This is a genomic window from Mycobacterium sp. 852002-30065_SCH5024008, assembly GCF_001665645.1.
Taxonomy (GTDB): Bacteria; Actinomycetota; Actinomycetes; order Mycobacteriales; family Mycobacteriaceae; genus Mycobacterium; species Mycobacterium paraffinicum.
The window spans coordinates 47,375-68,986 of record NZ_LZSZ01000087.1 but is presented as its reverse complement, the minus strand read 5'-3'; the positions used below and the strand labels follow the sequence as shown (position 1 = coordinate 68,986).

The following is a 21,612-nucleotide window of genomic DNA, read 5'->3' as shown; positions in this document are numbered from 1 at the left end:
CCACCCATGGCAGACAGCACGCACGCCAAGCCGCTTGACGGGTTCCGGGTACTCGATTTCACCCAGAACATCGCCGGGCCGCTGGCCGGCCAGGTGCTGGCCGACCTGGGCGCCGAGGTGATCAAGGTCGAGGCGCCCCTGGGTGAGGCGGCCCGGCAGATCACCGCGGTCCTGCCCGGGCGTCCGCCGCTGCCCACGCTGTTTCTGCCGCACAACCGGGGCAAGAAGTCGGTGGCGGTCGACCTCACGAACGACGAAGCCAAGCAACAGATCCTGCGGCTGGTCGACACCGCCGACGTCGTGCTGGAAGGGTTCCGCCCCGGCGTGATGGAGCGGATGGGCCTGGGCCCCGACGAGTTGCGCGCCCGCAACCCCCGGCTCGTCTATGCGCGGCTGTCGGCCTACGGCGGCAACGGCCCGCACGGCAGCAGGCCGGGCGTCGATCTGATGGTTGCGGCCGAGTCGGGCATGACGACCGGGATGCCGACGCCGACCGGCAAACCGCAGATCATCCCCTTCCAGCTCGTCGACGCCGCCAGCGGTCACGTGCTGGCCCAGGCGGTGCTGGCCGCCCTGCTCAACCGGGAGCGCCATGGCGTGGCCGACGTGGTGCGCGTCGCCATGTACGACGTAGCGGTCAACTTGCAGGCCAGCCAGCTCACGATCCATCTGAACAAGCCCAGCGCGGCGGCCAAGCCCGACGCCACACCGAAGCCCAAGAAGCGCAAGGGAGTTGGCTTCGCCACCCAACCGTCCGACGCGTTCAAGGCCGCCGACGGGTACCTGGTGATCAGCGCGTATGTGCCCAAGCATTGGGCGAAGCTGTGCCAGATCATCGGGCGGCCGGACCTGCTGACCGACGAGCGGTTCGTCGATCAGCGTTCGCGGGCAATGAATTACCACGAGTTGACCGAGGAACTCGAGTCGGCGCTGGCCGCCAAGACGGCGGCCGAATGGGTTGAGCTGCTTCAGGAAGGCGGCCTGATGGCCTGCCTGGCCTACACCTGGAAGCAGGTGGTGGACACCCCGCTCTTCGGGGAGAACGAGCTCGCCCTTCCGGTGGGCACCGGCGGCGACGCGGTCACGGTGGTCCGCATGCCGGCGCGCTACGCGAGCTTCGACGCTGTGGTCACCGATCCCCCGCCCGCGCCCGGACAGCACAACGACGAGTTCCTCACCGCGCCATAGCCTTACAGGCTGGGCAGGCGCACCACCTGGACGAAGAACTCGTCGATCTGCCGGACCGCCTTCATGAACTGGTCCAGGTCGACCGGCTTGGTGACATAGGCGTTGGCGTGCAGCTTGTAGCTGCGCAGGATGTCCTCCTCGGCCGAGGAGGTGGTGAGCACGACGACCGGGATGCGGGCCAGGTCCGGGTCGGACTTGATCTTCTCCAGCAGCTGGCGGCCGTCGTACTTGGGCAGGTTCAGGTCCAGCAGGATGAGGTCGGGCCGCGGCGCATCCTCGAACTTGCCGCGCTGGTAGAGGTAGTCGAGGCCTTCCTCCCCGTCGTGCGCCACGTGGAGCCGGTTCTTGAGTTTGTTGTGCTCGAAGGCTTCTCGCGTGATGAGCTCGTCACCCGGGTCGTCCTCGACGAGCAGGATGTCGATCGCTCTGCCTTCTGATGTCATTGGTGCGCTCCTTCCAAAGCGTCTGAGTCTGCTTCGGCTACGGCCTCGGGCATGGGCAGCGTGAACTCGAACCGCGTCCCCTCGGTGCGGGTCGGGTCGATCCGGATGGTGCCGCCGTGGTGCTCGACGATCTTCTTGACCAACGCGAGGCCGACGCCGGTCCCGGCGTACACGTCGCGACCGTGCAGGCGCTGGAAGATGACGAAGACCTTGTCGGCGAACTCGGGCGGGATGCCGATACCGTTGTCCGACAAGGTGATCAACCATTCGCCGTCATGGATGCCGGTGCCCGGCGCGCACTCGATGACGACGCGGGGCCGGCGATCTTTGTGCCGGAACTTCACCGCGTTGCCGATGAGGTTCTGCCACAGCATCGTCAGCAACATGGGGTCGCCCTTGATCCGCGGCAGCGCGTCGGGGCGCACGATTTCGGCGTCCGACTCTTCGATGGCGGTGGACAGGTTGGCCAGGCCGGAGTCCAGCGCCGTGTCGAGGTCCACGTCGGTCTCCGTGGCGCCCAGCCGGCCGACGCGCGAGAAGGTGAGCAGGTCGTTGATCAGCGCCTGCATCCGTTTGGCCCCGTCGACCGCGAATCCGATGTATTCGATACCGCGCTCGTCGAGCTTGTCGCCGTATCGCCGCTCCAGCAGCTGGCAGAACGAGGCGACCTTGCGCAGCGGCTCCTGCAGGTCGTGCGATGCGACGTAGGCGAACTGCTCGAGTTCGGTGTTGGACCGGCGCAATTCGGCCGCCTGCTCGTCCAGCTGCACCTGGGCCGTACGCGACGTCTCGAGCTCGTCGACCATGCGCTTGCGCATGTTCTCCACGTTGATCGCCATGTCGCGGATGTCTTTGGGCCGCTTCGGCGCCGCGATGCTTTGCTCGAAGTTGCCCTCGGTGATCCGCCGGCACGCCGCGGCCAGCGCGGCGAGTGGGCGCGCGACCGTGTCTCGGATCAGGAACCCCAGCAGCCCGGCCGTGACGAAGAACAGCAACACCATGGCGCCGAACGCCCTGTCGCGCCAGGCATCGACGCGTTTGAGTTCGTTCGCGGCGGTCGTCCGCGCGGCCGACAGATTCGCGTTCTGGCTATCGAAAAGCATTCGCAAATGGTCGAATTCGGCTTTGCCGCGCTCCGCCGACGGTTTGCTCGTGACGTTCTTGCCGTTCGGCATCACGGTGCCGATGACCGGTTCGGCATAGCTCGCCCGCCACTTGGCCGCGGCGTTCTCGATCGCGTCCAGGTCGCCGATGAGGTCCGGACGCTCGCTCAGGCGGCGCCGGATCTCGTCCACCGCAGCGTGTTCGGCGTGCTGCCCGTCGTAGTACGGCGTGAGGAATTGCCGGTCCCCGGCGATCAGGTAGCCCCGGATGCCCGTCTCCTGGTCGCGCAGCGCGGCCTGCAGCTGGAAGGCCGCCACGCGCGCCGGCTGGATGTTGTCAAGGAGGTCGCGCGTCATCTGGTCGGTGCGGTCCAGCAACAGCCCGCCGACGAGTGCGCCGGCGAGCACCATAACGCCCATGCTGACCAGGACGAGGGCGTGCCAGCCACGTACCGTGAGCTGCGACAGGGGCAGGCGGCGCGACCTCGGGGTCACGGGGTGGTCCTTTCGACCCGCAGCACGGCGATGTCGTCGGTGAGCCCGCCGTGCGACTGGGCGAGTTCCTGGGCGCCGTCGATGAGCGCGTCGACGAACTCCGGACCCGGTCGGTTCGCGTGCGACCGGGCCAGCTCGAGCAGACCGTCCTCGCCGAGGCGCTGGGTGCCTTGTCCCGAATATCCCTCGAACAGGCCGTCGGTCAGCAGCAGCAGGCCATGACCCGCGGGAAACTCCATCTCATAGCGCGGCCAGTCGTCGTCGGCGCGCAGGCCCAGCGCGGGACCGCCGGGCGGCTCCACCCATTCCACCGTGCCGTCGCGCTGCAACAGCATCCCGGGGTGACCGGCGCGGATGACGGTGATGCGCGGACTGTCGGCCGGGATCTCCAGACTGAGCACGGTCGCGAAAACGCCTATGCCCGTTCGCTCGGAGTGCAGCACCCGCTCGAGCTGCCGCATCAGCTCGACCCCGTGCACGCCGGCGAAGGTGAGCGCGCGGAAGGCGATGCGCAGCGCCGCGCCCAGGGCGGCCTCGTGGGGCCCGTGCCCCGCGACGTCGCCGATCAGGACGTGAACGACCCGGTCGGGCGTCTGGACCACGTCGTAGAAGTCCCCGCACAGCAGCGCGTCCTCGCGGCTCGGCCGGTACCGGGCGACGATGTCTACGCCCGGGTTGTCCAGCAGCAGCGGGGAGGGCAGCAGGCCGCGCTCCAGCAGGGCGTTCTCACGGGCTCTCAGCTGGGTCGCGTGCAGGTCGGCGGCGATCAGCTCGGCGCGCTTGCGCTCGATCGCGTACAGCAGCGCGCGCCGCAGCATCTCGGGCTCGACACGGCCCTTCACCAGGTAATCCTGGGCGCCCGCGGCGACCGCCGAGGCGCCGAAGTATTCGTCGTTCAGTCCGGTCAGCACGACGATGGGAACCGTGGCGTCGCGCTTGGCGATGCGGTCCAGCGCGTCGATGCCGTTGGCGTCGGGCAGGTGCAGGTCCAGCAGCACGCAGTCGGGCCGGGCGGAGGCGAGCTCACGCTCGGCGTGGGCCATCGACTGCGCCCACACCACCCGGATATCGGCGACCGCATCGGCGATCAGGTCTTCCACCAGCACCGCGTCGGCGCGGTCGTCCTCGACCAACAGCAAAGACAACGACTGCCAATTCGCCGCCGGGGTCACTGGAGCGCGCACGGGCATCAATTGCCGGTCATCCCGGCGTGCGCAGACGACGCCACGCCGTTCACTGAGACCCCCACGGTCAGACCCATTCGCACGACTCTACGTGTGGCCCCACCACCCCGAATGGCTGCCCTGAGAGATCCTAGCGTCGCGTTCAGCGCAGCAGCGCCCGCGACATGACAACGCGCTGAATCTGATTCGTGCCCTCGTAGATCTGGGTGATCTTGGCGTCGCGCATCATCCGCTCGACCGGGAAGTCGACGGTGTAGCCGGCGCCGCCGAAGAGCTGCACCGCGTCGGTGGTCACCTCCATCGCGACGTCGGAGGCCCAGCACTTGGACGCCGCGGAGATGAAGCCCAGGTTGGATTCGCCGCGTTCCGCGCGGGCGGCCGCGTGGTAGACCATCAGCCGGGCCGACTCCAGCTTCATGGCCATGTCGGCGAGCATGAACTGCACACCCTGGTTGTCGCTGACGGGGCGGCCGAACTGCTTGCGGTCCTTGGTGTAGGCGATGGCGGCGTCCAGCGCGCCCTGCGCGATGCCGACCGCCTGGGCGCCGATGGTGGGGCGGGTGTGGTCCAGCGTCGCCAGCGCGGTCTTGAAGCCGGTGCCTGGCTCACCGATGATCCGGTCGCCCGGGATGCGGCAGTTCTCGAAGTACAGCTCGGTGGTCGGGGAGCCCTTGATGCCGAGCTTCTTCTCTTTGGGCCCGACGGTGAACCCCTCGTCGTCGGCGTGCACCATGAACGAGGAGATGCCGTTGGCGCCCTTGTCCGGGTCGGTGACGGCCATGACGGTGTACCAGCTCGACTTGCCGCCGTTGGTGATCCAGCACTTGGCGCCGTTGAGAATCCAGTCGTCGCCGTCGGCCTTGGCCCGCGTGCGCATGGCTGCCGCGTCGCTGCCGGCTTCCCGCTCGCTCAACGCGTAGGACGCCATCGCGGTGCCGTCGGCGATGGACGGCAGCACCTGCTTCTTCAGCTCGTCGGAGCCGCGCAGGATCAGCCCCATGGTGCCCAGCTTGTTCACCGCGGGGATCAGCGACGCAGAAGCGTCGACGCGGGCGACCTCCTCGATCACGATGCACGCCGCGACGGAATCCGCGCCCTGGCCGCCGAACTCCTCGGGGACGTGGACCGCGTTGAAGCCGGACGCGTTCAGCGCCTCCAGCGCCTCGTCCGGAAAGCGCGAATTCTCGTCCACGTCGGCGGCGTGCGGGGCGATCTCCTTCTCCGCCAGCGCGCGGATCGCCGCCCTCAGCTCCTGGTGCTCCTCGGGCAACTGGAACAAATCGAACGACGGGTCTCCGGCCCAACCAGCCATCTCAAGCCTCCTTGCTACTCACCGGTAACTTTACCGTGCAGCTGCTGTAGCGCCTCATCCTTGGCGCGCACGCTCTCGGCCAGCTGGCCTTGGAACTCGACGAGGCGGGCACGCAGCGCCGGATCGGACGAGCCGAGGATGCGCACCGCGAGCAGCCCCGCGTTGCGCGCGCCGCCGATCGAGACCGTGGCCACCGGGACGCCCGCGGGCATCTGCACGATCGACAGCAACGAGTCGAGGCCGTCCAGCCGCGCCAGCGGCACCGGCACCCCGATCACCGGCAGCGGCGTCGCCGACGCGACCATCCCGGGCAGGTGGGCGGCGCCGCCGGCTCCAGCGATGATCACCTCGATGCCGCGGTCGGCCGCGCCGCGCGCGTAGTCGAACATCGCCTGGGGCGTGCGATGCGCCGAGACCACCCGAACCTCGGCCGGTACGTCGAACTCGGCCAGCGCCGCCGCGGCGTCGGACATCACCGACCAGTCGCTGTCGCTGCCCATGATGACCCCGACGCGGGGTTGCTCACTCATGGCCATTTATGCCGCTTCTCCCGCCTTTTCCTATCGCACTGCTCTGTTTATCGTCGCCGGCATGCGGATCCCATCCGTCCGTCCACTGCCCGTGCGACAACCAGTGTGCCGCCAACTCGGCGCGCGTCCGCAGCGCGGCCACCTCCGCCATGTCGGTGCCCAGGAAATTGACGTGGCCGACCTTGCGACCGGGCCGTTCCTCCTTGCCGTAGAGGTGCACCCGGGCGTCGGGCATCCGCGCGAACAGGTGGTGCAACCGCTCGTCGATCGTCATCGCGGGCCGCTCCGCGGCGCCGAGCACGTTGGCCATCACCGTCACCGGCGCGATGGCGTCGGTGTCGCCCAGCGGATAGTCCAGTACCGCGCGCACGTGCTGTTCGAATTGACTGGTGCGCGCCCCGTCCATGGTCCAGTGCCCGGAGTTGTGCGGCCGCATCGCCAGCTCGTTGACGAGCAGCTCTCCGTCGGTGGTCTCGAACAGCTCGACCGCGAACACCCCGACCACGCCCAGCTCGGCGGCCAGGCGCAACGCCAGCTGCTGGGCCGCGGCGGCGACGTTGTCGGGCAGCCCGGGCGCGGGCGCGATCACCTGGACGCAGATCCCGTCCCGTTGCACCGTCTCGACGACCGGCCACGCCGCGCCCTGGCCGAACGGTGAGCGCGCCACCAGCGCCGACAGTTCGCGGCGCAGACTCACCTGCTCCTCGGCCATCACCGGCACCTCATCGGCCAGGAAGTCGGCCGCGATCTCTCTCGCATGCAGAGGGTCGCGTGCCATCCGCACCCCGCGCCCGTCGTAGCCGCCGCGCACCGCTTTCACGACCACGGGGCCGGCGATGCGCCGCGCGAAGGCATCGAGTTCGTCGACGCTCCGGATTTCGGCGTAGCTGGGCACGGGAACGCCCAGCGACTCCAGCCGCCGCCGCATGACCAGCTTGTCCTGGGCGTGCACCAGCGCCTGCGGCGGCGGGGCGACGTTGACGCCCTCGGCGACCAGCTTGTCCAGCAGCTCGCCCGGCACATGCTCGTGGTCGAACGTCAGGACATGGGCCCCGGCGGCGACCCGGCGCAGGTCTTCCAGCTCGGTGTGCGAACCGATCACGACGTCGGGGGTGACCTGCGCGGCCGGCTCGTCGGCGGCGGTCGCCAGCACCCGCAGCGTCTGCCCCAGGGCGATCGCGGCCTGATGGGTCATCCGGGCGAGCTGGCCGCCGCCGACCATGGCGACCAACGGCGCTACTGCGGGGGCGGCCCTGGGCGGGCGTGTACTCGGCACGGCCATCATGGTGTCACGGCGCGGGCGGCGTGTTGACCGGCGGTGACACCGAATCGTTATGTACGATTTTGCGTCGATTTTGTGTCCGTCCGTACACTGACCACTTGTGCCCTTCGCCGACGCCGCAATCGAACGCATGCCCGGGTTTATTCAGCCCTATTTGCTGCGCCACCACGAACTGATCAAATTCGCCATCGTCGGCGGAACCACGTTCGTGATCGACTCGGCGATTTTCTACACGCTGAAACTGACAATTCTGGACTCCAAGCCGGTCACCGCGAAGGTCATCGCCGGCATCGTCGCGGTGATCGCGTCCTACGTGTTGAACCGCGAGTGGAGCTTCCGCGATCGCGGCGGCCGGGAACGTCACCACGAGGCGCTGCTGTTCTTCGCCTTCAGCGGTGTGGGGGTGCTGCTGTCCATGGCGCCGCTGTGGTTCTCCAGCTACGTCCTGCAACTGCGGGAGCCGATGGTCTCGCTGACCGTGGAGAACATCGCCGACTTCATCTCGGCCTACATCATCGGCAACCTGCTGCAGATGGCCTTCCGCTTCTGGGCGTTCCGGCGCTGGGTGTTCCCCGACGAGTTCGCGCGCAACCCCGACAAGGCACTGGAATCCGCCCTCACCGCCGGCGGCATCGCCGAGATGCTCGAGGACGAGATCGAGGGCGGAAACGTCACTCCGCTGCGCACCTGGCGCAACCGGGCCGGCCGGCGGGGTCAGCTGGGCGACTCCTCCGAACCCAGGGTGTCGAAAACTTCGTGATACAGCAGCGCGTGCACCTCGCGCAGGCGCGGAATGTCGTAGAACTCCAACGGATCCTGTGACGCCGATTCAATAATCAGCGTGCCGGTGCGAAACATTCGCTCGGTGATCCGATCGCGGAATTCCACGCTGTTGATCCGCGCCAGAGGGATATCGATTCCGGTGCGGGTCAGCACCCCGTGCCGAAACATCACCCGCCGGTTCGTCACGACGAAATGAGTGGTCAGCCAGCTCAGAAACGGCCACAGCGTCAGCCAGCCGACGATCACCAGCCAGATGCCCCAGATGACGCCGTAAATGATGTTCTTGGCCAGCTGCCCCCAATGCGTCGAGTTCAGGTAGCCCGACCCGAACGCCGCCAGCGCGGTCGCCAGCAGCAGGGCCACGACGGGCCAGATCAACCGCTTCCAATGCGGGTGGCGGTGGACGATAACCTGCTCGCCCGCGGCCAGGACGTTATCCGGGTAGCTCATGCCCGCCGACATTAGCCGCGCGGGGCCGGACAACTAGCGCAAATGCACCACGTCGCCCGCCGAGACGACGACGGTCTCTCCCCCGGTGTCGATGCACAGCCTGCCCTGGTCGTCGACGGCGGTCGCGTCCCCGACCACTTCCTTGCCGCCGGGCAGGTGGGCCCGCACCCGGTGGCCGATGGTCAGGCTGCGCGCCCGGTAGTCGGCTGCCAGCGCCCAGTCCGCCCCGCGCGCGGCGCGCCACGCCACGATCCGCCGGCCGAGCTCGGACAACAGCCCGCTCACCAGCAGGGTGCGGTCGGGAGCCTGCACACCGAGGTCGAGCAGCGAGGTGGCCCCCTCGACGCCGTCGGGCGCCTGAAACACGTTGAGCCCCAAGCCGATCACCACCACCGGCCGGGCCACCTCGGCGAGGATGCCGGCCAGCTTGCCGGGGGATTCGGGGGCGCCCGCCAGCACGTCGTTGGGCCACTTGAGCCCCACCGGAACCCCGCCGAGCAGTGGAGCCACCGTGTCGACCACCGCCACCCCGGTGGCCAGGGGCAACCAGCCCCAGCCGGCGGTCGGCACGTCGACGATGCTGATGCCAACCGACATCGTGATCTGGGTCCGCGGGGTGGCCGACCAGGTGCGGCCGTGCCGCCCGCGGCCCGCCGTCTGGTGCTCGGCGATCAGCACCGCCCCGGCCACGTCGGTCCCCGACGCCGCTCGCGCGAGCAGGTCGGCGTTCGTGGAGCCGGTCTGTTCGACGACGTCGAGTCGGCGCCAGCCCAGTCCGGTGCCGATCAGTTCGGCGCGCAGCGCGGCCTGGTCCAGCGGTGCCCTGAGCTGATCTCGGTCTGTCACTGGACCCAGCCTAGAACTCACCGGCGCCGGCGGCTCGCGTCTCGCATGTCCAGGACGGCCAGGTGGCTGAACAGCATGCTGGTTCCGATCGGGTTGCCGCCCCCGGGGTAGGCGGTGCCGCTGGGCGCGGCCATCGTGTTGCCGGCGGCGTACAAACCGGGAATGGGGTTGCCGGACGTGTCGAGCACCCGGGCGGCGGTGTCGGTGCGCAGGCCGCCCTTGGTGCCCAGATCCGAAATGCCGAAAGCCGCGGCGTGATACGGCGGGCGATCGATGGGCACCAGTGGCGAAGCGCCCCCCGAGAACGCGCGGTCGAAAGCCTCGTCGCCCCTGCCGAAGTCCTCGTCGACGCCGGACGCGGCAAAACCGTTGAACCGGGCCACCGTTGCCGCCAGCTGGCGGCCCGGGACACCGATCTTGTCGGCCAGTTCCTCCAGGGTGTCCGCCGAGTGCCACAGGCCGGCGGCGACGTAGCGCTCCGTCTCGACGATGGGGACGTTGGCCGCCTTCACCGGAGGCACTTCGCCCTCCCTGTCGTCGTAGATCATCCAGTACGGCAACGTGATTGACCCGTCCTGCAGTTGCGCGATGATCTCGCGGCCGGCCCGGTCGTACGCGCGGGACTCGTTGACGAACCGGTTGCCGTCCTGGTTCACGAAGATGCCACCGGTGAACCACAGCGCGAACGCGGACCGGCCGTCCGGGTGGGTCATGCCCGGCGACCACCACGCCTGATCCAGCAGGTCGGTGTCGGCGCCCGCGGCGATGCCGGCCTGCAGCGCCAGCCCCCGACTCCCCGGGCCGCCCATGGTGTCCCGGGCCGCGCCCGGCACCCCGTATTCGCGCCGCAACTCCTCGTTGTTCTCGAAGCCGCCGGCGGCCAGCAGCACCCCCAGCCGGCTCCGGATCGCGCGGCGCTCACCGTCGCTCTCGACGATCGCGCCCGTCACCGCCCCTTCCGACATCACCAACTCGACCAGGGCGGTATTACGCCGTAGCGAGGCCGTCGGATACTGCTCAATCGCCTTGAGGAACCGCGCGATCAGCGCCCGACCCCCGAGGTAGTAGTCGGAGGGCGGTTCCGCGCCGAGCCGGTCGGTGTCCAGCGGCCCGCGGATCACCTGCCGCAGTTCGGGGGCGGCGGCCACCTTCCAGGGCTTCGCGGCGATGTGGCGCTGGCCGTCCAGCCGCGCCTTCGGTGCTTTGCCGTAGTAGTCCGGCCAGGGCAACGGCACGAACTTCAGCAGGGGGTCGGCTTCCAGGTACTCGATCAGCCGGGCGCCGCCGCGGACATAGGTTTCCTGCAGTTCACGGGGGGTGCGGTCACCGACGACGGCGTGGTAGTAGGTGAGCGCGTCCTCGATGGTGTCGTCAAACGAGCCAGGGCCCCCGGCCCGCACCAGCACCGGGTTGCACGGGAACCAGACGCCGCCCCCACCGGAGTAGGCGGTGGTCCCGCCGAATTTAGACGTCGCCTCTACCAGCAACACGTCCAGACCTTCGCGCGCCGCGGTGTAGGCACCGGTGACGCCGCCACCGCCCGATCCCGCGACCAGCACATCGCATTCGGTCGCCCAGTCCATCAGCGGAGACTAGCCCGCCGCTAAGCTCGGATCCCATGACAAGCGTTACCGACCACACCGCGGAGCCGGCCGCTGAGCACACCATCGACATCCACACCACCGCAGGCAAGCTGGCCGAGCTGCACAAGCGCCGCGAAGAGTCGCTGCACCCGGTGGGCGAAGAGGCCGTCGAGAAGGTGCACGCCAAGGGCAAGCTGACCGCCCGTGAGCGCATCCTCGCCCTGCTCGACGAGGACTCGTTCGTCGAACTCGACGCGCTGGCGCGGCACCGCAGCAAGAACTTCGGCCTGGAGAACAACCGCCCGCTCGGCGACGGCGTGATCACCGGCTACGGCACCATCGACGGTCGCGAAGTGTGCATCTTCAGCCAGGACGCCACGGTGTTCGGCGGCAGCCTCGGCGAGGTGTACGGCGAGAAGATCGTCAAGATTCAGGAACTGGCGATCAAGACCGGCCGCCCGCTGATCGGCATCAACGACGGCGCCGGCGCGCGTATCCAGGAGGGCGTCGTCTCGCTCGGCCTGTACAGCAAGATCTTCCGGAACAACATCCTGGCCTCCGGCGTGATCCCGCAGATCTCACTGATCATGGGTGCCGCCGCCGGTGGGCACGTGTACTCCCCCGCCCTGACCGACTTCGTGGTGATGGTCGACCAGACCAGCCAGATGTTCATCACCGGGCCGGACGTCATCAAGACCGTCACGGGCGAGGACGTCACGATGGAGGAGCTCGGGGGCGCCCACACCCACATGGCCAAGTCGGGCACCCTGCACTACGTCGCATCGGGCGAGCAGGACGCCTTCGACTGGGTGCGCGACCTGCTGAGCTACCTGCCGCCCAACAACGCCACCGACGCGCCGCGCTACGCCGAGCCCGTCCCCGAGGGCGCCATCGAGGACAACCTCACCGAGGAGGACCTCGAGCTGGACACGCTGATCCCGGACTCGGCCAACCAGCCGTACGACATGCACGAGGTGATCACCCGGATCCTCGACGACGACGAGTTCCTGGAAATCCAGAACGGCTACGCCACCAACATCGTCGTCGGCTTCGGCCGCATCGAGGGCCGGCCTGTCGGGATCGTGGCCAACCAGCCCACACAGTTCGCCGGCTGCCTGGACATCAACGCCTCGGAGAAGGCGGCCCGGTTCGTGCGGACCTGCGACTGCTTCAACATCCCGATCATCATGCTGGTGGACGTCCCGGGCTTCCTGCCGGGCACCGGCCAGGAATACAACGGCATCATCCGGCGCGGCGCCAAGCTGCTGTTCGCCTACGGTGAGGCCACCGTCCCGAAGATCACCGTGATTACCCGCAAGGCCTACGGCGGCGCGTACTGCGTCATGGGCTCCAAGGACATGGGCTGCGACGTCAACATCGCCTGGCCGACCGCGCAGATCGCGGTGATGGGCGCCTCCGGGGCCGTCGGCTTCGTCTACCGCAAGCAGCTCTCCGAGGCTGCCAAGGAGGGCAAGGACGTCGACGCGCTGCGCCTGGAGCTGCAGCAGGAGTACGAGGACACGTTGGTCAACCCCTACGTCGCCGCCGAGCGGGGCTACGTCGACGCGGTGATCCCGCCGTCGCACACCCGCGGCTACATCGGCACGGCGCTGCGGCTGCTGGAACGAAAGATCGCGCACCTGCCCCCCAAGAAGCACGGGAACATCCCGCTGTGAGCCGAACGAGCGGAGCGAACGCGGTGAGCGACGGGAATGAGGCGAACGATCCGGCCATGAGCGACGAAAACGGCTCTGAGACAACCGAAGCCGCGCACCAGCCGCACGAGCCGCACATCCACATCCTCAAGGGTCGCCCCACCGACGAGGAGGTGGCCGCGCTGGTCACCGCGCTGGGCGTCGTCGGTGGCGGCGTCCCCGAGCCCACCGAGCCCGAGCCCACCCGCTGGGGCCTGCCGGTGGACCGGCTGCGGTTCGCGATGTCCAACTACCAGCGGCTCACCATGCAGCAAATGACGCACATGAAGCATTGACCCGGCTGGTCCTCGGGTCGGCCTCGTCGGGCCGCCTGCAGGTGCTGCGCCAGGCCGGCATCGATCCGCTGGTCGTGGTCTCCGGCGTGGACGAAAACGCCGTCATCGCGGAGCTGCAACCCGAAGCCGCGCCCGCTGAGGTGGTGTGCGCGCTGGCGGCGGCCAAGGCCGAGCGCGTGGCGGGCGAACTGGCCGGTGCCGTCGCCGCCGATTGCGTTGTCGTCGGCTGCGATTCGATGCTCTATCTCGACGGCGAACTGTGCGGCAAGCCCGGGTCGGCCGGCGAAGCGATGGCCCAGTGGCGTCGCATGGGTGGCCGGTCGGGCCGGCTGCACACCGGGCACTGTCTGCTGCGGCTGGTGGGTGGCGCGATCACCCATCACGAAGTGGAATCCGCTTGCACCACAGTGCGTTTCGCCGTACCCACGGAGGCGGACCTGCGGGCTTACGTCGCCAGCGGCGAGCCGCTGCACGTGGCCGGCGGGTTCACCCTCGACGGGCTGGGCGGCTGGTTCGTCGAAGGGATCGACGGCGACCCGTCGAACGTGATCGGTGTGAGCCTGCCGCTGCTGCGGTCCATGTTGGGAAGGGTGGGGCTGTCGGTGACCCAGCTGTGGGCGGTAACGCCGAGCCCGTAAATCCGCAGGCGGCCACTCGCACTTTCTCCGCAGAATTACGAGTTCGGCGGAAACCCTAGGGTCAAGCCATGACCACTTGGACCGAGTTCACCGCCCAAGCGCCGCGCATCGCCGGCATCTTCACCCGTCGACATCGCGCCAGTGGCAACCTGTGCATGTTGGCGACCCTGCGCTCCGACGGGTTCCCCCGGATCAGCCCGATGGAGCCGCGGATCTTCGAGGAAGAGCTGTGGCTGCCCGGGATGCCGGCCACCACTAAGTTCCTCGATCTGGCGCGCGACCCGAGGTTCTGTCTGCACACCGCGACGGTCGACACCGAGGTGACCGACGGCGACGCGAAGCTGTGGGGCCTGGCCCGCGTCGTTCCCTACGGCGCGGTGCACCGGCGCTTCGCAGAGACGCTGTTCTCCGAGACCGGATTGGACCTGCGCGAGCAGCGCTTCGACCTGCTCGCCACCGGTGTCACCGGGGCATCGGCGGTTGAGGTCCGCGACGGCCATCTGGAAATCACCATCTGGAACCCCGGCGTGCCCGAGCGGCTAGTCCGCAAGCACTGACCCGATTGCCGTTTCCGAGCTGACGGTAGGCTCGGAGGCGTGGCATTACCCCCGGATCCAAGCCCGACTCTGACGGCCTACGCCCACCCCGAACGGCTGGTCACCGCCGACTGGCTCTCCGCCCATCAGGGCACCCCCGGCCTGGTGATCGTCGAATCCGACGAGGACGTCTTGCTCTACGACGTCGGCCATATCCCCGGCGCGGTCAAGATCGACTGGCACACCGACCTCAACGACCCGAGGGTCCGCGACTACATCAACGGCGAGCAGTTCGCCGAATTGATGGACCGCAAAGGCATCTCGCGCGACGACACCGTGGTGATCTACGGCGACAAGAGCAACTGGTGGGCCGCCTACGCGCTGTGGGTCTTCACGTTGTTCGGCCACCCCGATGTGCGCCTGCTCAACGGCGGGCGCGACCTGTGGCTGGCCGAGCGCCGGGAGACCACCCTGGACGTCCCCACCAAGACCTCCACCGGCTACCCCGTCGTCGCCCGCAACGACGAGCCCATCCGGGCCTTCAAGGACGACGTGCTGGCCATCCTGGGCACCCAGCCGCTGATCGACGTGCGCTCGCCGGACGAGTACACCGGCAAGCGCACCCACATGCCCGACTACCCCGAGGAGGGCGTGCTGCGCGGCGGCCACATCCCCACCGCCCGGTCCATCCCGTGGGCCAAGGCGGTCGACGAGAGCGGGCGATTCCGCAGCCGCGAGGAGCTCGAGGAGCTCTACGACTTCATCACCCCGGACGACAAGACCGTCGTGTACTGCCGCATCGGCGAGCGGTCCAGCCACACCTGGTTCGTGCTCACCTACCTGCTGGGCAAGCCCGGGGTGCGCAACTACGACGGATCGTGGACCGAGTGGGGCAACACCGTGCGCACGCCGATCGTCGCAGGTGAAGAGCCGGGGGCCGTTCCGGTCCGATGACCCTGCCCGCCCCGTTAGCCGAGGTGGTCTCCGACTTCGCCGAAGTCCAGGGCCAGGACAAGCTGACGCTGCTGCTGGAATTCGCCAACGACCTCCCGGCCCTGCCTCCCGAGCTGGAAGAGCAGGCCATGGAGCCGGTGCCCGAATGCCAGACCCCGCTCTTCCTCCACGTCGATGCCAGCGACCCGAACCGGGTGCGGTTGCACTTCAGCGCGCCCGCCGAGGCGCCGACCACCAGGGGGTTCGCGTCGATCCTGGCCGCCGGTCTCGACGAGCAGCCCGCGGCCGACATTTTGGCGGTGCCCGAGGACTTTTACACCGACCTGGGCTTGGCCGCGCTGATCAGCCCGCTGCGGCTGCGCGGCATGTCGGCGATGCTCGCCCGCATCAAGCGGCGGCTGCGCGAGTCGGCTCCAAATTCCGGCACCGCCTGATCGGCCTGACGGCGCGGCGCTTAGACTTCCCGGGAGTTGTAAGAAACTCTCTTAAAGAAGCCCACGGCGGAAACACGTCCGCTTCAGATATGCCAAACAGGAGGCGCAGTGGCTAGTCACGCCAGCTCGAGGATCTCCAAAGTGCTTGTCGCCAACCGCGGCGAGATCGCTGTCCGGGTGATCCGCGCGGCTCGCGATGCGGGCCTGCCCAGCGTGGCGGTGTACGCCGAGCCCGACGCCGACGCCCCGCACGTGCGCCTCGCCGACGAGGCGTTCGCCTTGGGTGGCCAGACTTCCGCGGAGTCCTACCTGGACTTCGGCAAGCTCCTCGACGCGGCGGCCAAGTCGGGCGCCAACGCCATCCACCCCGGCTACGGGTTCCTCTCGGAGAACGCCGATTTCGCGCAGGCGGTCCTCGACGCCGGCCTGATCTGGATCGGCCCGAGCCCCCAGTCGATCCGCGACCTCGGTGACAAGGTCACCGCCCGCCACATCGCGGCGCGCGCCCAGGCTCCCCTGGTGCCCGGCACGCCCGACCCGGTCAAGGACGCCGACGAGGTGGTGGCCTTCGCCGAGGAGTACGGCGTCCCGATCGCCATCAAGGCGGCCTTCGGTGGCGGCGGCCGCGGCATGAAGGTCGCGCGCACCATCGAAGAGATCCCGCACCTGTACGAATCGGCGGTACGCGAAGCCGTCGCCGCCTTCGGCCGCGGCGAATGCTTCGTCGAGCGCTACCTGGACAAGCCCCGCCACGTCGAGGCGCAGGTGATCGCCGACCAGCACGGCAACGTCATCGTCGCGGGCACCCGCGACTGCTCCCTGCAGCGCCGCTTCCAGAAGCTGGTGGAGGAGGCGCCCGCGCCGTTCCTGACCGACGCGCAGCGCAAGGAGATCCACGAGTCAGCCAAGCGCATCTGCAAGGAGGCGCACTACTACGGCGCCGGCACCGTCGAATATCTGGTCGGCCAGGACGGCCTGATCTCGTTCCTGGAGGTCAACACCCGGCTGCAGGTCGAGCACCCGGTCACCGAGGAGACCGCGGGCATCGACCTGGTGTTGCAGCAGTTCAAGATCGCCAACGGCGAAAAGCTGGATCTCACCGAGGATCCGACGCCACGCGGCCACGCCATCGAATTCCGGATCAACGGCGAGGACGCCGGACGTGGCTTCCTGCCGGCGCCCGGCCCGGTCACCCGCTACGACACTCCCAGCGGGCCCGGCGTCCGCCTGGACTCCGGCGTCGAGGCCGGTTCGGTGATCGGCGGCCAGTTCGACTCGATGCTGGCCAAGCTGATCGTCTACGGCGCCACCCGCGAAGAAGCCCTGGCCCGCTCCCGCCGCGCCCTCGACGAATTCCACGTGGAAGGGCTGGCCACCGTCATCCCGTTCCACCGCGCCGTGGTGTCCGATCCCGCTTTCATCGGTGACGGCGACAGCTTCTCGGTGCACACCCGCTGGATCGAGACCGAGTGGAACAACACCATCGAGCCCTTCACCGCTGGCGAGCCCCTCGACGAAGAAGACGCCCGGCCCCGCCAGACGGTGGTCGTGGAGGTCGGTGGCCGGCGCCTCGAGGTGTCGCTGCCCGGCGATCTGGCGCTTTCCAACGGCGCCGCGGATCCCGCCGGCGTCATCCGCAAGAAGCCCAAGCCGCGCAAGCGCGGGGCGCATGCGGGTGCCGCCGCCTCCGGTGACGCCGTGACCGCCCCCATGCAGGGCACCGTGGTCAAGGTCGCGGTCGAGGAGGGACAGGAGGTCGCCACCGGCGACCTGGTCGTGGTCCTCGAGGCGATGAAGATGGAGAACCCGGTCACCGCGCACAAGGACGGTGTCATCACCGGCCTTGCGGTCGAGGCCGGCGCCGCCATCACCCAGGGCACGGTGCTCGCCGAGATCAAATAGCCGCCGGACAATATTCCTGGGAAACAGTTGTCGACCAGGTCTGGCGCGGGTAGCGTTCGGGTCAGGTTGAGTTCACAGCCGTCCGGATCACGTCAATTTGGCGCGGGGAGGGCGAACTCCCTGTTTTCCGCTTCAATCCACGCCTGACGTTTTCCGCAGCACAACTGCTCTACGGATGGAGTCAGTAATGTCTGTGGCCCAATCTTGGCAGCACAGTCGCGCGGCGCAGTTCACGGCGCGCTGGGGGCCGTCGGGGACTCTGGTCACGGTGGACGGTGAGCTCGACGCCGCCAACGCCGACCAGCTCGCGGCGTACGTCCGACACGTCGTCGCTCGTTCCCGGCGCGTGATCCTGGACCTGCGCGGCCTGAAGTTCATTGGCACGGCCGGCTTTTCGGCGCTACACCGCATCAACGTCGTCTGCTCGGGCGCCCAGGCCCATTGGGCGATGGCACCGAGCCCGGCGGTGGCGCGGTTGCTGCGCATCTGCGACCCCGACGGCACCCTCCCGGTGACGACACCGATGGCCGAGCCACTTCTGGAGCCGCTGCGAGCGGAGGGCGAACAGCCGCCGTCCCTACTGCAGTTGGTCGCGCAGCCGCGTTAGCGACTTCGCCAGCAGCCGGGACACGTGCATCTGCGAGATGCCGACCCGCTCGGCGATCTGGGTCTGCGTCATCGACTCGAAGAACCTGAGCACCAACACCGTCCGCTCCCGCTCGGGCAGGGCCTCCAGCAGTGGGCGCAGCGACTCCTGATCCTCGATCCGGTCCAGACCGGTATCCACGTCGCCCAGGGTGTCGGCGATCGCGCGGGCTTCGTCCTCCTCGCTGCCGCCGCCGCTGTCGATGGACAAAGTGTTGTACGAGCTGCCCGCCACCAGGCCCTCGACGACCTCCTCGCGGTCCATGTCGAGTTCGGCGGCCAGTTCGGTCGCGGTGGGCGCCCGGCCGAGCCGTTGCGACAGATCGGCGGTGGCGGTGCCGAGGCGCAGGTGCAGTTCCTTCAGGCGCCGCGGTACCTTGACCGACCAGCTGTTGTCGCGAAAATGCCTGCGGACCTCGCCCATGATCGTGGGCACCGCGAAGGACACGAAGTCAGAGCCGGCCTCGACGTCGAACCGCACCACCGCGTTGACCAGCCCCACGCGCGCCACCTGGACGAGGTCGTCGCGGGGCTCGCCGCGGCCCTCGAACCGGCGGGCGATGTGATCGGCCAGGGGCAGGCAGCGCTCGACGATCTTGTCCCGTTGACGCTGGAATTCCATCGAGCCGGCGTCGATAGTGGCCAACTCTCGGAACATCTCCGGGACATCGGCGTACTCGTTCGGGCGCGAGACCGAACCGCCGGCAGCTGGTGGGGTCACCTGCTGGAGGCCGCCCGTCGCGCCGTCAGCGTGATACCGAAAACGCTGCCGGTTTGGTTGGGCTCGCGACCATCGTGGAAAGTCTGGACGTCATCGGCCAAGGACGTCAGCACGTGCCAGCTGAAGCTGCCGGGAGCGACCACGTCATGGGTGTCACACGCCGCCGACGCCTCCACCACCAACTGGTCGTCCTGCGGGTCCACCACCACGACGAGGGTCGCGTCGGGCGTCGCGCAGCGGATCAGCCGGGTGCACACTTCGTCGACCGCAAGGCGCAGATCCGCGACGGCGTCGAAGTCCAGGTCCTCGAAGGTGCCGATCGCACCGACAAGCGTCCGCAGCATCGCCAAGTTCTCCAGACGTGCGGCGACGTGCAATTCGACGGCGCGATGGCCACGCTGACGTTTGTTAGTGCGCAATCCCGCATCGTTCATCTGGTCTCCCGGCAATGTTTGACTGACACTACTACCGCCCCGCAGCCCGCCGTGGACCGTGCGTTCGAGCCGATTAGTCATGGTTTCCGCCGGGTGTGCGGCCCGATGTGGACAGGCCGGAAACCACCGAAACGGTTCGGACACGGCGGCTCGAGCGCGTGGCGATGATCGCCGGGATCGCGCTGGTCGTATTGGTAGTTCTCGCTGTAAGCATCTATGTCGGTGTCTTCGTGTTCCTGCCCCCCATGGGGTGACCACGCTGACGCAACCCTTCCAGCACTCATCATGGTGCACACGTGATACCCACTCGACGAGGCGGGTAACCCCCCGCGCGTTTACTTCCCGACAAAAAGGGGTTCGGCGCTCAGCGACGCCGCGGCGCAAGCGCTCCTAGCTGGCGGGCCACTGCCTGTGTACCTCGGGGTGCTCGGCGTACCAGCGATCCGCGATCCGGCGGATCCGCCGGTGCTCGATCGCCACCCACACCAACCCGAGGACCGTGGCGATGATCGCCACCACGCCCGCGGTCATGCCCTCGTGCTGATGCCCGCTGCCGAAAGCCGACAGGCTTCCGGATCCTCCGATCACACCCGCTACCACCAACAGGTAGCCGGGCCAGTGCAGTACGTCGATCAGCGACTCCCCGGCAAGTGGCCGCGTTGTCCTGAGATGGTCGACTGGGTCGTGAAATGTGTCTCCCATGGCTGCTCCTAGTGGAGATTGGTAAACCATTCGCAGCTCAATACGGGTTGCACCATCAACGGTAGATCCCCCGGGAGGCATTGGCGAGACCCTAGTCAGAGGACCAGCGCCGGGCCGGCGATCGGCGCCACGCCCATGGCGACCATCAGCACCATCAGCGTGAACAGAAACCAGCCTGCGCCGTGCCATCCCCACCAGGTGCCCTGCGTCTTCCATACCTGATAGGTGCGCCAGAATGCCCAGAGGCCGGCCGCCAGCAGGATCAGCGGTCCGCCCAGCGCCAGCAATGTCCGCTGGGGCGCGCCGCACGCCGCGGTGTCCGCACCGGTGCCGGGACAGGTGCTCACCCACAGCGCGGCCATGACCAGGAAGCCGACCGCCACGGCCGCGGCCACTGCTGCGAACCGGATGGCGGCACGCACCTCGCCGTCTTCCTGCCCCAAGCGATCACCACCCGATCGCTCATCCGCCTTGTGCATCCGTGCCCCTCATATCCCGCGTAATCAATGTTTTGTTCATCGTTTGCTGCGCCGCAATGGTTACCGCGCGATGACAAGCGGAAATCGCATGGGGACAAATACCCATCGGCAAACCCGGCAAAACGGCTCAGTCCTGGGTATTGCCGGCGAAATTCCCATCGGCGCGCGAATAGCCCGCACCGTCAATTATCCGGATGGATTACCGCTGGCCCGGGGCGTGGAGCCGGGAAAGACACAATGTGGTCGGTGACTCAGGACCGGTGAGTACTATCTCTCACATGCCGACAGGCCGAAGGCGGTTATCCCCCGAGGATCGACGCGCTGAGCTGCTCGCTTTGGGGGCCGAAGTCTTCGGAAAGCGACCCTACGACGAGGTGCGGATCGACGAGATCGCCGAGCGCGCCGGAGTGTCCCGGGCGCTGATGTATCACTACTTCCCCGACAAGCGCGCCTTCTTCGCCGCGGTGGTCAAGGACGAGGCGGACCGGCTGTACGAGACCACCAACATGGACGACGCCACCGGACTCACCATGTACGAAGAGGTGCGGGCCGGGGTCATGGCGTACATGGCCTACCACGAACAGAATCCGGAGGCCGCCTGGGCCGCCTACGTCGGGCTGGGCCGGTCCGATCCGGTTCTGCTGGGCGTCGACGACGAAGCCAAGAATCGCCAGCTCGAACACATCATGAACCGCATCCACGACCTGGTGGCCACCATCTCCGGGGCGAAGCTGGAAGGGGACGTCGAGCGCGACCTCCGGGTGATCTGTCACGGCTGGCTGGCGTTCACCTTCGAACTGTGCCGCCAGCGCATCATCGATCCCACGATCGACGCCGAGCGCCTCGCCGACGCTTGCGCGCACTCACTGTTCGACGCCATCGCCCGGGTGCCGGACATACCCCCAGAGCTGTCCCACGCGATGGCGACGGCCCGAATCCAGCCGCGCTAGCCCGCACTCTTGTCGGTACGCCTTGGCA

General features: G+C 68.3%; 24 protein-coding genes. 11 read left to right on the top strand and 13 right to left on the bottom strand.

What is annotated here, in order from left to right; translation table 11 throughout:
* Nucleotides 1–6 precede the first annotated feature (6 nt).
* A complete protein-coding gene (locus A5781_RS11565) occupies nucleotides 7–1,188 on the top strand; it encodes a CoA transferase (RefSeq protein WP_067205290.1) in 1,182 nt (393 codons plus the stop codon).
* 2 nt (nucleotides 1,189–1,190) lie between these two features.
* On the opposite strand, the gene A5781_RS11560 is transcribed toward A5781_RS11565, so the two are convergent.
* The 6 genes from A5781_RS11560 to A5781_RS11535 all read right to left on the bottom strand — a co-directional run bounded on the left by A5781_RS11560 (nucleotide 1,191) and on the right by A5781_RS11535 (nucleotide 7,540).
* Entirely contained in the window at nucleotides 1,191–1,631 is a 441-nt protein-coding gene (locus tag A5781_RS11560) for a response regulator (protein ID WP_067205287.1), read from the bottom strand.
* Nucleotides 1,628–3,154, bottom strand: coding sequence for a CHASE3 domain-containing protein (locus tag A5781_RS11555; RefSeq protein WP_082939311.1), 1,527 nt, complete (start codon nucleotides 3,152–3,154; stop codon nucleotides 1,628–1,630). Before A5781_RS11555 ends, A5781_RS11560 begins: the two co-directional genes overlap by 4 nt.
* A 71-nt stretch (nucleotides 3,155–3,225) precedes the next feature.
* Nucleotides 3,226–4,419 (bottom strand): PP2C family protein-serine/threonine phosphatase, encoded by a 1,194-nt coding sequence (locus tag A5781_RS11550; protein WP_067205280.1) that lies wholly within the window; start codon nucleotides 4,417–4,419, stop codon nucleotides 3,226–3,228.
* Nucleotides 4,420–4,555: 136 nt separating this feature from the next.
* Entirely contained in the window at nucleotides 4,556–5,725 is a 1,170-nt protein-coding gene (locus A5781_RS11545) for an acyl-CoA dehydrogenase (protein WP_067205276.1), read from the bottom strand.
* 14 nt (nucleotides 5,726–5,739) lie between these two features.
* Nucleotides 5,740–6,261 carry a 5-(carboxyamino)imidazole ribonucleotide mutase gene (purE, locus tag A5781_RS11540; protein WP_067205273.1) on the bottom strand — a complete coding sequence of 174 codons (522 nt, stop codon included), beginning with the start codon at nucleotides 6,259–6,261 and terminating at the stop codon, nucleotides 5,740–5,742.
* Complete coding sequence (locus A5781_RS11535; RefSeq protein WP_082939305.1) at nucleotides 6,248–7,540, bottom strand: 5-(carboxyamino)imidazole ribonucleotide synthase; 1,293 nt, start codon at nucleotides 7,538–7,540, stop codon at nucleotides 6,248–6,250. The genes purE and A5781_RS11535 overlap by 14 nt, the downstream gene beginning before the upstream one ends.
* A 97-nt stretch (nucleotides 7,541–7,637) precedes the next feature.
* Here A5781_RS11535 and A5781_RS11530 point away from each other — a divergent pair, with 97 nt between their 5' ends.
* The gene (locus A5781_RS11530) at nucleotides 7,638–8,297 is read left to right on the top strand and encodes a GtrA family protein (RefSeq protein WP_067205262.1); all 660 of its coding nucleotides are present in this window, start codon (nucleotides 7,638–7,640) and stop codon (nucleotides 8,295–8,297) included.
* Here the strand turns inward: A5781_RS11530 and A5781_RS11525 are convergent.
* Genes A5781_RS11525 through A5781_RS11515 form a run of 3 tightly spaced genes read right to left on the bottom strand, consistent with a single transcriptional unit; the run spans nucleotide 8,252 to nucleotide 11,199 of the window.
* Complete coding sequence (locus tag A5781_RS11525) at nucleotides 8,252–8,770, bottom strand: PH domain-containing protein (protein ID WP_066949936.1); 519 nt, start codon at nucleotides 8,768–8,770, stop codon at nucleotides 8,252–8,254. The genes A5781_RS11530 and A5781_RS11525 overlap by 46 nt on opposite strands.
* Nucleotides 8,771–8,803: 33 nt before the next feature.
* The gene (locus A5781_RS11520) at nucleotides 8,804–9,616 is read right to left on the bottom strand and encodes a biotin--[acetyl-CoA-carboxylase] ligase (protein WP_067205258.1); all 813 of its coding nucleotides are present in this window, start codon (nucleotides 9,614–9,616) and stop codon (nucleotides 8,804–8,806) included.
* Nucleotides 9,617–9,633: 17 nt separating this feature from the next.
* Nucleotides 9,634–11,199, bottom strand: a complete 1,566-nt coding sequence (locus A5781_RS11515) for an FAD-binding protein (RefSeq protein ID WP_067205253.1) — start codon at nucleotides 11,197–11,199, stop codon at nucleotides 9,634–9,636.
* A 35-nt stretch (nucleotides 11,200–11,234) separates the two neighbouring features.
* On the opposite strand from A5781_RS11515, the gene A5781_RS11510 reads away from it, so the two are divergent.
* The 8 genes from A5781_RS11510 to A5781_RS11475 all read left to right on the top strand — a co-directional run bounded on the left by A5781_RS11510 (nucleotide 11,235) and on the right by A5781_RS11475 (nucleotide 18,260).
* The gene (locus A5781_RS11510) at nucleotides 11,235–12,875 is read left to right on the top strand and encodes an acyl-CoA carboxylase subunit beta (RefSeq protein WP_067205248.1); all 1,641 of its coding nucleotides are present in this window, start codon (nucleotides 11,235–11,237) and stop codon (nucleotides 12,873–12,875) included.
* 56 nt (nucleotides 12,876–12,931) lie between these two features.
* Nucleotides 12,932–13,189, top strand: coding sequence for an acyl-CoA carboxylase subunit epsilon (locus A5781_RS11505; RefSeq protein WP_067205597.1), 258 nt, complete (start codon nucleotides 12,932–12,934; stop codon nucleotides 13,187–13,189).
* Entirely contained in the window at nucleotides 13,186–13,827 is a 642-nt protein-coding gene (locus tag A5781_RS11500) for a nucleoside triphosphate pyrophosphatase (RefSeq protein ID WP_067205245.1), read from the top strand. Before A5781_RS11505 ends, A5781_RS11500 begins: the two co-directional genes overlap by 4 nt.
* A 68-nt stretch (nucleotides 13,828–13,895) precedes the next feature.
* The gene (locus tag A5781_RS11495; RefSeq protein WP_067205240.1) at nucleotides 13,896–14,384 is read left to right on the top strand and encodes a pyridoxamine 5'-phosphate oxidase family protein; all 489 of its coding nucleotides are present in this window, start codon (nucleotides 13,896–13,898) and stop codon (nucleotides 14,382–14,384) included.
* A gap of 39 nt (nucleotides 14,385–14,423) precedes the next feature.
* Complete coding sequence (locus A5781_RS11490; RefSeq protein WP_067205237.1) at nucleotides 14,424–15,317, top strand: sulfurtransferase; 894 nt, start codon at nucleotides 14,424–14,426, stop codon at nucleotides 15,315–15,317.
* The gene (locus A5781_RS11485; protein ID WP_067205233.1) at nucleotides 15,314–15,751 is read left to right on the top strand and encodes a SufE family protein; all 438 of its coding nucleotides are present in this window, start codon (nucleotides 15,314–15,316) and stop codon (nucleotides 15,749–15,751) included. The genes A5781_RS11490 and A5781_RS11485 overlap by 4 nt, the downstream gene beginning before the upstream one ends.
* Nucleotides 15,752–15,859: 108 nt before the next feature.
* On the top strand, nucleotides 15,860–17,653 hold the full coding sequence (locus tag A5781_RS11480; protein ID WP_067205229.1) for an acetyl/propionyl/methylcrotonyl-CoA carboxylase subunit alpha: 1,794 nt from the start codon (nucleotides 15,860–15,862) through the stop codon (nucleotides 17,651–17,653).
* 175 nt (nucleotides 17,654–17,828) lie between these two features.
* Entirely contained in the window at nucleotides 17,829–18,260 is a 432-nt protein-coding gene (locus A5781_RS11475; RefSeq protein WP_067205226.1) for an STAS domain-containing protein, read from the top strand.
* Here A5781_RS11475 and A5781_RS11470 read toward each other — a convergent pair.
* The 4 genes from A5781_RS11470 to A5781_RS11455 form a co-directional block, all read right to left on the bottom strand.
* Nucleotides 18,231–19,019 carry an RNA polymerase sigma factor SigF gene (locus A5781_RS11470; protein WP_067205222.1) on the bottom strand — a complete coding sequence of 263 codons (789 nt, stop codon included), beginning with the start codon at nucleotides 19,017–19,019 and terminating at the stop codon, nucleotides 18,231–18,233. The two genes, A5781_RS11475 and A5781_RS11470, sit on opposite strands and share 30 nt — an antisense overlap.
* Nucleotides 19,016–19,453: an ATP-binding protein gene (locus tag A5781_RS11465; protein WP_055405180.1), complete on the bottom strand. Its 438-nt coding sequence runs from the start codon at nucleotides 19,451–19,453 to the stop codon at nucleotides 19,016–19,018. Before A5781_RS11465 ends, A5781_RS11470 begins: the two co-directional genes overlap by 4 nt.
* Nucleotides 19,454–19,843: 390 nt before the next feature.
* Entirely contained in the window at nucleotides 19,844–20,155 is a 312-nt protein-coding gene (usfY, locus tag A5781_RS11460; RefSeq protein ID WP_067205219.1) for a protein UsfY, read from the bottom strand.
* Nucleotides 20,156–20,250: 95 nt separating this feature from the next.
* Complete coding sequence (locus A5781_RS11455; RefSeq protein ID WP_067205216.1) at nucleotides 20,251–20,634, bottom strand: hypothetical protein; 384 nt, start codon at nucleotides 20,632–20,634, stop codon at nucleotides 20,251–20,253.
* Nucleotides 20,635–20,912: 278 nt separating this feature from the next.
* On the opposite strand from A5781_RS11455, the gene A5781_RS11450 reads away from it, so the two are divergent.
* Complete coding sequence (locus A5781_RS11450; protein WP_067205213.1) at nucleotides 20,913–21,584, top strand: TetR/AcrR family transcriptional regulator; 672 nt, start codon at nucleotides 20,913–20,915, stop codon at nucleotides 21,582–21,584.
* Nucleotides 21,585–21,612: the final 28 nt, after the last annotated feature.

Coding starts and splice junctions, on each gene's coding strand:
- A5781_RS11565 (WP_067205290.1), top strand. CDS start 7: ATGGCAGACAGCACGCACGCCAAGCCGCTTGACGGGTTCCGGGTACTC.
- A5781_RS11560 (WP_067205287.1), bottom strand. CDS start 1,631: ATGACATCAGAAGGCAGAGCGATCGACATCCTGCTCGTCGAGGACGAC.
- A5781_RS11555 (WP_082939311.1), bottom strand. CDS start 3,154: ATGGGCGTTATGGTGCTCGCCGGCGCACTCGTCGGCGGGCTGTTGCTG.
- A5781_RS11550 (WP_067205280.1), bottom strand. CDS start 4,419: ATGCCCGTGCGCGCTCCAGTGACCCCGGCGGCGAATTGGCAGTCGTTG.
- A5781_RS11545 (WP_067205276.1), bottom strand. CDS start 5,725: ATGGCTGGTTGGGCCGGAGACCCGTCGTTCGATTTGTTCCAGTTGCCC.
- purE (WP_067205273.1), bottom strand. CDS start 6,261: ATGGCCATGAGTGAGCAACCCCGCGTCGGGGTCATCATGGGCAGCGAC.
- A5781_RS11535 (WP_082939305.1), bottom strand. CDS start 7,540: ATGATGGCCGTGCCGAGTACACGCCCGCCCAGGGCCGCCCCCGCAGTA.
- A5781_RS11525 (WP_066949936.1), bottom strand. CDS start 8,770: ATGAGCTACCCGGATAACGTCCTGGCCGCGGGCGAGCAGGTTATCGTC.
- A5781_RS11515 (WP_067205253.1), bottom strand. CDS start 11,199: ATGGACTGGGCGACCGAATGCGATGTGCTGGTCGCGGGATCGGGCGGT.
- A5781_RS11510 (WP_067205248.1), top strand. CDS start 11,235: ATGACAAGCGTTACCGACCACACCGCGGAGCCGGCCGCTGAGCACACC.
- A5781_RS11505 (WP_067205597.1), top strand. CDS start 12,932: ATGAGCGACGAAAACGGCTCTGAGACAACCGAAGCCGCGCACCAGCCG.
- A5781_RS11495 (WP_067205240.1), top strand. CDS start 13,896: ATGACCACTTGGACCGAGTTCACCGCCCAAGCGCCGCGCATCGCCGGC.
- A5781_RS11485 (WP_067205233.1), top strand. CDS start 15,314: ATGACCCTGCCCGCCCCGTTAGCCGAGGTGGTCTCCGACTTCGCCGAA.
- A5781_RS11475 (WP_067205226.1), top strand. CDS start 17,829: ATGGAGTCAGTAATGTCTGTGGCCCAATCTTGGCAGCACAGTCGCGCG.
- A5781_RS11465 (WP_055405180.1), bottom strand. CDS start 19,453: ATGAACGATGCGGGATTGCGCACTAACAAACGTCAGCGTGGCCATCGC.
- usfY (WP_067205219.1), bottom strand. CDS start 20,155: ATGGGAGACACATTTCACGACCCAGTCGACCATCTCAGGACAACGCGG.
- A5781_RS11455 (WP_067205216.1), bottom strand. CDS start 20,634: ATGCACAAGGCGGATGAGCGATCGGGTGGTGATCGCTTGGGGCAGGAA.
- A5781_RS11450 (WP_067205213.1), top strand. CDS start 20,913: ATGCCGACAGGCCGAAGGCGGTTATCCCCCGAGGATCGACGCGCTGAG.